Source organism: Bacillus thuringiensis (assembly GCF_001595725.1).
Taxonomy (GTDB): Bacteria; Bacillota; Bacilli; order Bacillales; family Bacillaceae_G; genus Bacillus_A; species Bacillus_A thuringiensis_K.
Genome location: NZ_CP014283.1, coordinates 47457 through 61940 on the forward strand (window position 1 = coordinate 47457; position 14484 = coordinate 61940).

Here is a 14484-nt window from a genome sequence, read left to right on the forward strand (position 1 = left end):
GTATGTAAATAAAAACTATTAAACAGCTAAGGTAAAAAATAATAGATTGCAAATATAATTCATGTGGATCCATTACCACACTTTTCTATATTTGTTTTTAAACTAATGTATAGCAGTTGATATATAGCCTATATGAACTCGAATACTATTTTTACTCATAAATACTTAAATATAATTCTATTGTTAGTCTATATTCCTATTTTTTATGATATAGCTCTGCTGAATATATTACACACTACAACACTAAAAATATACTTAAAATACTGAATTTTCAGCTTTCTCAATTCTTTTATCAATTTTCTGTCAATTCATACTATAATTTTCTTTTTTTACACATTCTATACATAAAAATATTTTCTATAAAGATTTCATGCTTTCTATTTTTTTAACATCTTTATTACTATAATTGGAGATTTTCCTCATCTTTAAAATAATGCAACCAAGAATAAAAGCAAAAAATGAAAATATCCCAAAGGTAATATTTATAGTATTTAATGATAAGCTCCAACTAATTAGAAAGGAAACTAGAGCTCCTCCCAAACTTGCCGATGCAATGAATAAACTAGTCACTTCATCAATATTATTTTCCATAATACGGGAAGCTAAAATAAGTGTTATCGGAAAAATGCCAGCTATGACTAAACCAATAATGAAGATTACAGATAAATACATACCTGTATCACGAACAAAGGGGAATAGAAATAAAAGAATTACTAATGTGAAGCAACTAGATGAAATATATATCCAATAATTAAACTTATGAACAAACTTACCTACAAAAATCCTTCCGATAACTATTGCTAGCCAGAAACAAGATATACTTATTGAACTAATTAATTCATTATTAGTAAGAATCATAATTGTAGATAAAAAATTTGCAAGATTGGTTTCTATACCTGCATATAAGAATGCAAAAAGTGATATAAATAATATAATTTTTACTTTTCCATTTTTAAAGCTAACAGTTAATGGAGATAGTGATATTTCCTTTTCATTCTTTTGAGGAGAGAGACTATTAAATCGACTACTCCCAAGCAAGTACCAAACCAATAGTGTGAAGATAAGAAATAGCAAGATTCCATATAAAATGAAATACCATGCATAAAATTTTATAAAATAATTTACTAATAAAGGAAACCCAAGTGCTCCAATCCCAAACCATACTTCAAGAATGCTGAATTTAGCAGCACTATTCTGTTCTGCTGAAATAACAAAGGAACCCATAGTAGTTTCTAACAAACCTGCTCCATACCCCAATCCAAATGCAATTACTGCTAAATATGCCCATTCTTTAACAAATAAAAAACCTCCTAAAACTACTAACATTGCTAATATCCCAAATGTTAGAGTTTTAAAATAATGATACTTTTTTACTAAAACAGGCGAACTAAGAACACCAAATAAAAATCCAGTAAATTGAAAAAATATTAATATTCCTAGTTGATCAGGTGTTCTTTCATAATATTGTAGTAACGAAGGAATTAAACTGCCCATACAAACATGTATTACTCCTACAATAAAATAGAACAAGCACCCAAAATAAAATATTAACCGCACTTTTTATCAGCTCCAATTCAAAAGAAAAAGGGATTTATGTTACAAATTATAAATCCCTCTTTTTACAATAAAACTAAATAGTTGTTACAGATAGTTCTTTGTTACGTTTGTTTTTATTGAAGAATAAATCTAATATAATTTGTGAACGTAGTCCATCTTCAAATGTTGCAATCGATTTTTTAGAACTACCTTCTGCTGCATTAACCCAGCTTATAATTTCATTTCTAAAAGAATCCGCCCATTCAAAAATCTCGTTTTCCGGATCAACTAATAACGGTAAAGGCAAAAAGATTTCTTGTTTTTCCAATCCATCAAAAGTTATATATTTATTAGGTTCTCTAGAAGAATACTTGTATTCTTTCTTAGTACCTATTACCTCAATACTAAAGCCACAATCTTCAGGGAATGAACTTTTAGACGTTGTAATATTAACAAATACTTTATTGGTTAATTGACCATAAACCTCAGCATAATCATCTACAAATACTTTTTGTTTTTCTTTTTCTTTAACATTTGTTTTAATTTTAGTTCGAACAGTATCCTCTCTAAAATTACTTTCAAATAAAAACCAAAGTAAATCTATTAAATGAATGCCTAAATCCCCCAATGCCCCACTAGTTTTATTACTTTGATTGTCATCCCGCCAAGTAAACAAAGTTCTTCGAAAAGCGCTATTCTTTTTAAAATGTATCCTTATTACTACTACCTCTCCTAATTCCCCATTTTGAATTAAGCTCTTCAAAGCCTTAATATAGGACAAGTAACAATAGTTAAACCCCATTGCAGCAACTACATTAGTATCCTTTGCTATTTTCATCATATATTTTGCTTCTTCACAAGAAATTGCCATTGGCTTTTCAACTAAAACATGTTTGTTTTTTAATAACGCTTGAACAGCTTGAGGCTTATGACAAAAATTAGGGGAAGATATTATTATCCCATCAACAACTTCAAGTAACTCTTCATAACTATTAAAAACTTCCCCATCATAATCTTCTACTAACTCTCGAGCATTCTCGTAATTAACATCATATACTCCAACTAATTTACAATTATCAATTGTTGATAATGCCCTAGAATGAGCTTTTGCAATACTACCTGCACCTATAATTCCAATATTCATTATATGAACATCCCCTTTAATTAATAATGTGCTTTAGAGTATTTAAAATTCCAATTGAGTATTCACCTTGAGCTAGCATTGCGTGTGTGTGTTTAGCCTCTTCCGTTGCATTTTCTACTAAGTAACCATGTCTTACAGCTTGTAACATCCTTAAATCATTTCCACTATCTCCAAAAGCAATTGCATTTGCTTTATCTAGTTTGTACTTATCTAACATAAATTTCACAATTTCATCTTTACCTGTTCCAAGTGGAATAAAATCTACATCATAGCAATTTTCTGGATCACCAGCTAATGGATTACATTTGTTAATATTTACCCCCACTTTGTATAACTTCCCGATTTCTTCTATCTGTTCTAAATTTTTTGAATCAATAGCTTCATTTTGCTCTTCATAATAAAAATTAAATTTGTACTTAGAACTTCCTAATTGTGTCTGAGGTCTTAAAAAAATTTCATATTTTGTTTCAAGCAATTCGATAATTCTTTTAATTTTCGCAGAATCAAAACCTCCCTCTACTATTCTCTCTTCCCAAACTTGATCATCCATAGTAGTCCCATTACTATCAAAGTACGTTATTTCCGTACCTAATCCACTCGCCACAAAATGAGGGAAATATTTAATACCACCTTTTTTCATTTTCTCAACAATTGATTCTAAACTACTTCCAGTTACCCAACCAATGACCAAATCTCCTTTACTTGCGAGTTCATACAAGTATTTTTCTAATAATTCCATATTACTTCTTCCGGAATTATCCATATTATGAGGATAATAGGTTTCGTCAAAATCACAGAACACTATATACTTAGGATTTTTAACCTGTGGTAACCTTTCAAAAACTAAAGACTTTAAAACTTCATTACTTATTGACATTAATTAATCCCTCCAAAACAAAATTTTGTTCCTCTAACAACATATTTGGATGTAAAGGTAAATGTAATATTTCCTTATGAACTTGCTCTGTGTTTAATAAAGTATCCTGTATATAATTTTTCTTTACCAGCTTAGTATTATGTTTATGAGATAATACTGGATAATAAATATCTGTTTCAATGTTATACAACTGGTACAATTTATTTTTCACCTCATCTCTTCTTCCATTTATAATTCTAATCGGAAAAAGATGCCAAACATTATCTTCTGTCATCCTAGGTAGCTTTATTAATTCTCTATCCTCTAATTCTTTTAAATTGCGTATATATCGTTGAGCCAAAAATACTCTCTTTAAATTGTTATACGATAGGAACTTAATTCTCTCTAAATCAATAGCTGCTTGAAGGTTATCAATTTTAGAATTAAAGCCAAAATCTAATACTTTTTTATTTTTTTATCAACTTCAAATCCATGATAACTATATTGATTACAACGAATTGCAAGATTTTCATTATTAGTAACTATTGCACCCGCCTTACCACATACACCAAAGTTTTTATATGGATTAAAACTCAGAATAATAATATCTCCATATTCTCCAAGGTTTGAGGAATCAATAGCCTGACATGCATCTTCAATAATTCTCAACTGATAAACATCTGCAATTTCACGAATTCTTTTCATATCACATTGTTTACCATACAAATGAACAGGTAAAATCCATATTGTTTTTTGGGTTATTGCTTCTTCTATTTTAAGTGGATCAATACAATAACTCTTGTGATCAATATCTACAAATACAGGTTTTGCTCCAATTGCTAACACTGCATTTTCAGTAGCAGCAAAACTATTAGCTGGCATAATCACTTCATCGCCTGGCTGAATACCAATAGATAACAAAGACACCATAAGTGCGTCTGTTCCACTACTTGTTGCAATTACAAACTTCTTGTTTAAATAGTCCCCAATTACTTCTTCTAATTTTTTAGAAAATGGTCCACTTGTGAATTGACCTGTCGGTAAAACCTCTTTTAAAGTTCCTATTATTCCGTCAATTTCACTTTGAGAAATTAGCCGATTAACTGGCATAAATTCTATTTTCTGTATATTTTTTCTGCTATAATTGAAAATATCTTTTTCTATATCAATATCTATTTTCAATTTATTTTCTCTAAATAATTTCTCTTTCATTTTGTGATTCGGTAATACATTACTAATTTCAAATTCTTTCTCTTTCGTTTCTCCCTGCAGGCACTTTAATAAAGCTAAATTGTCTTTGCTATGGCCAGAAATTGTAGTAAGAGTTTTCACGTTAAATCACCTCTAAGAAATTATTTTGAAAATCATGAGTAGACTATATTTTATGTTATCGATTACATGTCAACATTTTTTTCGGAGGGATTCTTTATGGTAACAATTAATGAAATAGCTAAATTATGCAATGTTTCAAATGCTACAGTTTCAAGAGTTTTAAATAATCATCCTTATGTAAATCCAGAAAAACGCGAGAAAATAATACAAATAATGAAAGAATTAAACTATACTCCTAGTTCTATCGCTAGAAATCTTAGGGTGAATAAGACACAAACCATCGCTCTATCGATTCCAAATATAGATCATCCTTTTTTCGGAAAATTAGCTAGAGAAATTTCTAAAGAACTTCTAAAACACAATTACAAATTACTGATTTATCAGACTTTTTATGAAAAAAAAATAGAGCTTGAATTACTTTCATTACTAAAGAATAAAGCGGTAGATGGTGTAATTCTCGCATCCTTAGAAAATGATTGGGAAAATATAGAGCATTATTTAGCATATGGCCCAATATTACTTTGTAATGAATATGAGGAAAATGCACCTATTCCGATAATTTGCTATGATGAATTTGAAGCCGGATACAAAGCTGTAAAACATTTAATAAGTAAAGGACATAAAAAGATTGGCTTTTGTTTTGATTCTCTTAATAGTCAAGCACAATTAAAACGCAAACAAGGATACCTGCGTGCATTAAAAGAACAACAATTATCATACAAAAAAAGTTGGTTATTTGGAGATGCAATTACTATTAAAGATGGAATTCGAATCTTTGAGAGATTAGATAAATTAAAAAATAGACCCACTGCGCTCTTTACTGGAAATGATCAAGTTGCTGCTGGAGTAATTAAAGGTGCTTCTTTAAAAGGATATACTATCCCTACTGACCTTGCCGTTTGCGGTTATGATAATCAATTAATTTGCACAGTTACAACTCCAACAATTAGTACAATTGATATTCCAATCGTTGAGCTAAGTAAACGAACTGTTAGTGAGATACTACTATATATAAATGAAAAGGAATCTATTAAGCGTAAAATTATCGAATATCCAGCAACCTTAATTATTCGTGAATCGACATAAGTAAATGAAAAGCGTCATTTCAAAATTAAATGACGCTTTTCTATAATACCCTAAAATTCCTGCGAATATTTTATGTAATTTTCTGATTTTATTTTCTAAAAAGTTCCTTCAACTATGGGAACACGAGCCATTTTAAACTAAGTAGAAGTCTTTATTTTCGATAAAATAATAACACAAATCAACAAAATCAATTTCAATTATTGATTCTGGAAAACTATCTAAAGAAGCACAACAAGAAAGCTTATAATCTTTACCAATAGTAAACTTTTTATAATAAACCTCATTAGATAGCATGTCACCATAAAATATTGTATTTTTATTAATAACAAAAGAGTTTAAAGGTATAGTTAGTCCTTTCCCTATCCATTTAACAAAGCTTTCTTTTATAGTCCATAATTCATAAAACACATCTAATTGTTGTTCTACATTTAATGAATTTAAATAATTAAATTCTTCCTCAGTAAATATATTTTTAATCATTGTAGTATCTATGGGCCGGACTTTTTCTACATCTATTCCTACTTCTTCCTCATGAATAGCTCCAACAACCCAACTTTCGGAATGTGATATATTAAAATGAAAATTATTTAACTCATCAACATAAGGCTTTCCGTACTCATTGTATTCATATTTAATATCTTTATTTTCTTTTGAGAAGTTTGTAGTAATTAAATATCTTATTAAAATGTCTCCAATTAAGGCGCTATATTGATCGGGCTTTCTTTTATATTTCTGTATTTTCATCTGCTTTTCTTTCGAGACCAAACGTATAAGCTTCTGCATAATATCATGTTCTATATTTCCTGGCACACGTACCTTATATATATTCATTATATCCTTACCACCTAATCCCTTATATAGATACAAAAAACTCACAATGAATAATTCCCATTCATTTTCTAACCTCTTTATGTTTATTATTGAATAGGCTCAAAGAAAAAAGCCTCATAATATGTTATACATGAATTTATGAGACTTTTAGAAAACTAATAGTGTACAATTTCAAATAATATTTCACTTATTTACATGTGCTAATAAGAGCATTTGTTTAAAATTCATTTTTATACTCTTTACCAATTCATGAATATGCGGTTTCTCTAACATACTCAGATGGGAACCTGGCACTTGCAAAGCGTATACTTCCCCTGATGTATATTCATTCCATCTGTTATAATCTACTAGTGGGTGAATGTCATTAATAGATGCATTAAATAGAAAGATATCTGCTTTTATTTTTTGTTTACAATTATATTTTAGGTATGCATATCTATTAGCTATCATTACTTTTAACTTATTCATCATTGGATCTTCAAAATTTTGCTGACAACTATTTTCATTCAATGTAAATTTTTTCAGTAAAGATTCTATTAATTGTTCTTCACTCATTTGCTCAAAACTATTTTTCTCAATCCCTAACTGATCATTGAATTTTTCCAATTCTTCAAATGCATTCTTAATATTTAAACTAAGAATCTCCTTACCTTGTTCAATAGGATGAACATCAAGTAAACCTAGAAAACTAACTTTATCACCTAGTTCTTCTAATTTTCTAGCCATTTCAAATGCAACTATTCCTCCAAAAGACCATCCTAATAAGGTATATGGCCCTTCCTTTTTTACTTGTTTAATCTCTTCTATATATCTTACCGCCATTTCCTCTACAGATAAGTTTGGAAATCTACTATCATCATATCCTATAGATTGTAACCCATATACAGTCTTATCCTCTCCTAATTCTCTAGCCAAATCATAATAGTTTAATATACCCCCGCCTTGCCCATGAACAATGAACCATTGACTATCCTTGTTTGTTCCATTTTGAATTGGAATTAAACACTCACTGTCTATTCCTTTATTCCTACTTATTACATCACTTAATTGTTCAATAGTAGCCTTTTGAAATAATAAACTTAATGGCAGCTGCACATTAAACATTCTCTTGATATTTTCGAATAACTTTAATCCCTTAAGAGAATGACCACCTAATTCAAAGAAATTATCATTTATACCAATATTATTTACGCCTAATATACTACTCCAAATATCAATTAAACTACTATCTATTTCATTTCTTGGTGGTACATAATTACTATTGCTCATTGTATTTAGCTTCGGTAACTTGCTTCTATCTATTTTCCCATTTTGTGTTAATGGTATATTGTGAATTGGTATGAGTTGTTGAGGTATCATATAATGTGGTAACTTTGTTGCCAAATATGCTCTTACCTCTGGAATACTAATATCTTTTTCGGTAACTACGTATGCACATAAATACTTTTCTCCAGCTTCATCTTCTTGATCTATTACTACGGCCGTTTTGATTGTCTCATATTTTAACAAACTCGCTTCTATCTCACCTAGTTCTATTCGATAGCCCCTTATTTTCACTTGATGATCCACTCGGCCCAAGTATTCAATGTTACCATCAGGTAGCCACCTTGCTATATCTCCTGTTTTATATAGTTTCTCACCAGGTTCAAATGGATGATCAATAAATTTATCTGCTGTTAATTCTTTTCGATTGATGTATCCTCTAGCTAACCCTATGCCAGAAATACATATTTCTCCTGGAACACCTATAGCTTGTATCCTGTGAAATGAATCCAATATATAAATTTTAGTATTTAACAATGGCGAACCTATCGGTACGTTTTGTGTTGTAATTTCTTTATCACTCTCATATCGATAAGTTGTACAACAGACTGTAGCCTCTGTAGGTCCGTATCCATTTAATATTTGGAGGTTTCCCCTAAATAGATGATCGTATTTTGCGAGTAATTCTGTTTTAATTGGTTCTACTCCTACAAGTAGCTTATTTAACACTATCTTCTGGTTATCTCTAACAAAATAATCATATATTTCATTTAATAAAGTAGGTGGAATATATGATAATGTAACCTGTTCTTCAAGAATGACTTGTACAAGTTTTGATACATCAAACTTCTCACCTTGATAAATAGTCATTCTTGCGCCATATATCAATGGGACAAATATCTCAAAAATAGTAACATCAAAAGAAATACTACTTGAGAATAGAACGTTATCAGTTATCCCTATATCTTGAGAGAAATCTTCATACATTGCACACAAAAAATTAGTCAAGGATCGATGTTCAATCATTACTCCTTTAGGTTGTCCTGTAGAACCTGATGTATAAATAACATACGCTAAGTTGTGAGGTTCTATCATCATTTGCATGTCTTCTCCTGGTTCTTCTTCAAAAGACATATCCATTAGATCTATTACATTACCTTGGAATTCTATTTCCTTTATAATAGAGTTTTGATGTACTAATACATGTGAACACCCACTGTCTGTCAGCATATATTCCACTCTTTGTTTTGGTAAGTCGGTATCAATTGGTAAATACGCCCCACCTGCTTTTAAGACACCTAATATACCTATAACCATCTCGATGGAGCGTTCCATCATCACACCAACAATGGATTCTCTTTTAACTCCTTGGTCTAATAACCTTCTCGCCAACTGATTAGCTTTTATATTTAATTCATTATATGTAATTCCTTTTTTATTACATACAACGGCTATTTGATTAGGGTTCCGTTTTACTTGTTCTTCAAACATTTTATGCACTAATAAATGATTAGAATTTGAATTCTCTTTTTTGTTAAATTCATTCATAATACAATGTTCTTCTTCTATAGATAACATATTAATATTACGCAATCGTACTCTAGGGTTATTAGTTACTTCCTCAACTATATTTGTAAAATGTACCATTAACCTTTCTATTGTCTCCGCTTTAAATAACTTAGTACTATATTCTACTTTTAAATGAATGTTATTATCTATTTCCGTTGCTACTAATGACAAATCAAATTTTGAAACTGACTGCTTAAACGGATACGGTGTAAATTCTAATTCACCAATAGATATTGGATTCATATCCATGTTTTGAAAAACAAACATGGTATCAAATAATGGATTTCTACTTGTATCCCTATGCAAGTCTAAACCTTCTAATAGTTCTTCAAAAGGATAGTCTTGATTTTCATAAGCTTCTAATGTATTGAGTTTTAATCTACTCAAAAACTCAATAAACTCATCGTCATTTTCTAGATAATTTCTCATTACCAAAGTATTAATAAACATACCAATCATATGATTAGTATCAGAATGAGACCTTCCAGCAATAGGCGAACCTACAATAATGTCTTCTTGACCTGTGTATCTAGATAAAAGTATGTTATAAATGGCCAATAAAATCATATATGGCGTAGTACCAGTTTCAGTTGCTAGCTTATTTACTTTAAAAGTTAAATCTCTTCCCAAATTAAAAGAACAAACATTACCTTTAAAGCTTTGTATATTCGGTCTTTGAAAATCGGTTGGAAAATTTAAAACCGGGAGTTCTCCTTTTAAAGTTGTTAACCAATAATTCTTTTGTTCACTAATTAGATTCTTATAGTAAGGTCCATTTTGCCACATCACATAGTCTTTGTACTGCACTCTCAATTTTGGAAGCTCATTTCCTTTATACAATTCTACAAACTCTTTTATTAATATCCCCATTGATAAACCATCAGATATTATATGATGCATATCTACTACAAGGATATGTCTTTCTTCTGCTATCCTTAAAAGCAACACCCTTAATAATGGAGGTTTTGATAAATCAAATGGACTTATAAACTCATGTATTAAATAATCCGCATCTTTTTCATTTACATGAACGTATTCAATATTGAAATCTACATTAGGCTCAATTTTCTGCACTAATTCCCCATCTAAAATTTGAAAAGAAGTTCTTAATATTTCATGTCTCTCAATTAAAGATTGAAATATATTTTCAAACTTATCTTTACAAATATCCCCTTCTACTTTAAGTATTGTGGGCATATTATAAGTTGTATTTGTACCATCTTCGAATTGATCTACTATAAACATTCTCTTTTGTGACGTAGAAGCTAAATAATACTCTTGTTGTTTTACAGGTTCTATGGAAATATAATTACTTTTTTCCATTTCTAATATACATTTTGAAAAATCAATCAAAACAGGAAACTTAAATAGGGATTTAATAGATAATTGCACATTAAATTCTTTATTAACGATAGAAATTAGCCTAGCAGCCTTTAATGAATGACCACCTATCTCAAAAAAGTTTTCCTGTATTCCTACCCTTTGAATTCCTAAAACCTCTTTCCAAATCTCAACTAATTTTCTTTCTGTAGAATTTGTCGGCTCTATATGACTAGATTTTAAATTATAAATAGGTGGAGGTAATTTTTTTCTATCTATTTTTCCGTTTTGTGTTAACGGTATGTTTTGAATGGGTATGATCTGTTGAGGTATCATATAATATGGTAACTTTGTTGCTAAATATGCTCTCACCTCTGGAATAGGAATATCTTTTTCGGTAACTACATACGCACATAAATACTTTTCTCCACTTTCATCTTCTCGCTGTATTACTACGGCGGTTTTGATTGTCTCATATTTTAACAAACTTGCTTCTATCTCACCTAGTTCTATTCGATATCCCCTTATTTTCACTTGATGATCAACTCGTTCCAAGTATTCTATGTTACCATCAGGTAGCCACCTTGCTATATCTCCTGTTTTATATAAATTCTCACCAGGTTCAAATGGATGATCAATAAATTTATCTGCTGTTAATTCTTTTCGATTGATGTATCCCCTAGCTAACCCTATGCCAGAAATACATATTTCTCCTGGAACACCTATAGGTTGTATCCTGTGAAATGAATCCAATATATAAATTTTAGTATTTAACAATGGCGAACCTATCGGTACGTTTTGTGTTGTAATTTCTTTATCCGTCTCATATTGATAAGATGTACAACAGACTGTAGCCTCTGTAGGTCCGTATAAATTTAATATTTGGAGACTCCCCTCAAATAGATGATCGTATTTTGCGAGTAATTTTGTTTTAATTGGTTCTACTCCCAAGAAAAGTTTATTTAACAATATCTTCTGATTCGCCCTTACAAAATAATCATATATTTCATTTAATAAAGTAGGTGGAATATATGCTAACGTGACCTGTTCCTCAAGAATGACCTGTACAAGTTTTGGTACATCAAACTTCTCACCTTGATAAATAGTCATTCTTGCGCCATAGACCAATGGGACAAATATTTCAAATATAGTAACATCAAAAGAGATACTACTTGAGAATAGAACATTATCAGTTATCCCTATATTTTGAGAGAAGTCCTCATACATTGCACACAAAAAATTAGTTAAGGAACGATGTTCAATCATTACCCCTTTGGGTTGGCCTGTAGAACCTGATGTATAAATAACATATGCCAAGTTGTGAGGTTCCATCGTTATCTGCAAATCTTCTACTTGTTCTTCTTCAAAAGGAATATCCATTAGATTTATTACACTACCTTGGAATGCTACTCCCTTTATAATAGAGTTTTGATATGTTAGTACATGTGAACACCCACTATCTGTCAGCATGTATTCCACTCTTTGTTTTGGTAAATCGGTATCAATCGGTAAATACGCCCCACCCGCTTTTAAGATACCTAATATGCCTACGATCATCTCAATAGAGCGTTCCATCATCACTCCAACAATGGATTCTCTTTTAACTCCCTGGTCTAATAACCTTCTCGCTAACTGATTAGCTTTTATATTTAATTGCTTATATGTAATTTCTTTTTCATTACATACAATCGCTATTTGATTAGGATTCTGTTTTACCTGCTCTTCAAATAATTGAGGAGCTGTTACAGTCTCACAAAGTAATGTTTTATGAACTCTAGTCGTATGATTGAAATCATATAATATTTGATTCTTTTCTGTTTTAGACATTACATCTAGATCCATTACAGATTTATTTGGATCTTTCATTAATATATCTAAAATATTATATAAATGATTAACTATTCTACTAACTAATCCTTCACTATATAAAGTAGAATTGTAATCTACTTGAACCTTTAACTGTTCTTCATTTTTCATAAACCTAATAACCATATCAGAGTTTATTTTATCTGTACTCTCATAACAATGAATATCATCTAACATTACTATTGTATTTAATAAGGGAAGATTATTACTCTCTCCACCTAGACTTAATAATTGAGTAAGTTTATTAAAAGGAAAATGACAATGTTCATTTGACTCTAAAATTGTTTCTTTAATTTTATATATTATTTCTTTGAAATTATCTTCTTGATTTATTTGAGTACGTAATAATAAAAAGTTGTTTTGAAAAACCGTCTCTTCTTGACCTTGCTTAAAAACTGGCATTCCAATTACTATATCATCCCTATCGGTATATCTACTTAAGAGATATTTCACACCTGATAATAAAATAGTGTACAGTAACATATCAGAATTATTGCTAATTGCTACAGCTCTCTTCGCAATATCCGATGGGAATTGACAATAATAACTTTCTTTAGAAGCCTGAATACTATTTAAAGACAGACAATCACAAGGAAATCTACTTAACTCAACATCACCTGATAACTTGTCTAACCAATATTCCTTTTCTTTTTTAAATTTTTCACTAGATAATAAAACCTGCTGGGTAAATTTATCAAGCATTTTTTCTTCCCACCATTCTCTATGATATTGATACTAAATACTACATATTTAGTGGTTATGTTCCCCATAGACCCATCCGTTTTATCATGAGGGGGCACAATCATACTCGTCATTGGGAGTTTTCTTCCTCGGTAATAAAACTCCCAATGACGACCAATTGGATTGCTACTTTAGCGATAGAAGTTTCAACATAAAGCATAGAAATGCACTTTTCTCTTACTCAGATACATCTCTTAATTTTTTTACTTCACAGATTTTACCCTATCTAGTATTTTCATGATTAACTCGCCCACGATGTCAGCTTGATGTAGTAAAAACATATGACCACCAGTCACTGTTAGAAAATGAACCTCATTGCCCCATTCTACCCACTTCTTAGCCCCTTTTACTGTATAATTGGAGTCTGTTGTTCCACTAATAATGTATAGGGGCGCTTTCAACAATGTTGTGTCATCATTTATATAATTCTCAATGGCACGAAAGTCTGATCGAATAACTGGAAGGATATAGTTTAAAAGCTCCTGATGTTGTAATACTTCATCCGGTAATCCTCCCAAAGACTTTATATAATCTATAAAGTCTTTATCATCTAAATGATTTGTTTTTCTTCTTATTTCCGGTGGATTCATAGCAGAGATAATAACATTTTTAGGATTTATGCCCTTACTTTCTAAAATTTGAGCCATACGGTGAACTATAATTCCTCCCATGCTATGGCCAAATAATGTAACCTCTCCCTCTAAAATTGGTTGCATCTCCATTAAATATAAATTAACAAGATCATCTATGTTATCAACTAGTGGAGAAAGATTAGGACCATGGCCTGGAGGATCAAATGAAATAAGTTTTATATCTTTCGGTAAATAATTCTTTAAAGGTAAAAAAGAATTCGAATAGCCCCCAGCATAAGGAACACAAACCAAATATTTGTTACTATTCAATCCTGGCGATAAATCTTTCATTAATTTTCTCAAGTGAC

At 30.3% G+C, this 14484-nt stretch carries 7 protein-coding genes and 1 pseudogene; 1 reads left to right on the plus strand and 7 read right to left on the minus strand.

Going from position 1 to position 14484, the window contains the following annotated elements:
* Window positions 1–357 precede the first annotated feature (357 nt).
* The 4 genes and pseudogenes from AXW78_RS26535 to AXW78_RS34010 all read right to left on the minus strand — a co-directional run bounded on the left by AXW78_RS26535 (window position 358) and on the right by AXW78_RS34010 (window position 4868).
* Complete coding sequence (locus AXW78_RS26535; protein ID WP_061884881.1) at window positions 358–1557, minus strand: MFS transporter; 1200 nt, start codon at window positions 1555–1557, stop codon at window positions 358–360.
* A gap of 73 nt (window positions 1558–1630) precedes the next feature.
* On the minus strand, window positions 1631–2680 hold the full coding sequence (locus AXW78_RS26540; RefSeq protein ID WP_061884882.1) for a Gfo/Idh/MocA family protein: 1050 nt from the start codon (window positions 2678–2680) through the stop codon (window positions 1631–1633).
* A gap of 16 nt (window positions 2681–2696) precedes the next feature.
* On the minus strand, window positions 2697–3557 hold the full coding sequence (locus tag AXW78_RS26545; protein WP_061884883.1) for an HAD-IIB family hydrolase: 861 nt from the start codon (window positions 3555–3557) through the stop codon (window positions 2697–2699).
* Window positions 3544–4868 (minus strand): annotated as a pseudogene (locus AXW78_RS34010) (DegT/DnrJ/EryC1/StrS family aminotransferase). Before AXW78_RS34010 ends, AXW78_RS26545 begins: the two are co-directional and overlap by 14 nt.
* Before the next feature lie 96 nt (window positions 4869–4964).
* Between AXW78_RS34010 and AXW78_RS26555 the strand changes: the two are divergent.
* Complete coding sequence (locus AXW78_RS26555) at window positions 4965–5954, plus strand: LacI family DNA-binding transcriptional regulator (protein WP_000256367.1); 990 nt, start codon at window positions 4965–4967, stop codon at window positions 5952–5954.
* A 132-nt stretch (window positions 5955–6086) separates the two neighbouring features.
* On the opposite strand, the gene AXW78_RS26560 is transcribed toward AXW78_RS26555, so the two are convergent.
* The 3 genes from AXW78_RS26560 to AXW78_RS26570 all read right to left on the minus strand — a co-directional run bounded on the left by AXW78_RS26560 (window position 6087) and on the right by AXW78_RS26570 (window position 14479).
* The gene (locus AXW78_RS26560) at window positions 6087–6785 is read right to left on the minus strand and encodes a 4'-phosphopantetheinyl transferase family protein (RefSeq protein ID WP_001028930.1); all 699 of its coding nucleotides are present in this window, start codon (window positions 6783–6785) and stop codon (window positions 6087–6089) included.
* A 183-nt stretch (window positions 6786–6968) separates the two neighbouring features.
* A complete protein-coding gene (locus AXW78_RS26565; RefSeq protein ID WP_061884884.1) occupies window positions 6969–13505 on the minus strand; it encodes an amino acid adenylation domain-containing protein in 6537 nt (2178 codons plus the stop codon).
* A 242-nt stretch (window positions 13506–13747) separates the two neighbouring features.
* Window positions 13748–14479 (minus strand): thioesterase II family protein, encoded by a 732-nt coding sequence (locus AXW78_RS26570; protein WP_231122467.1) that lies wholly within the window; start codon window positions 14477–14479, stop codon window positions 13748–13750.
* Between the last annotated feature and the right edge of the window lie 5 nt (window positions 14480–14484).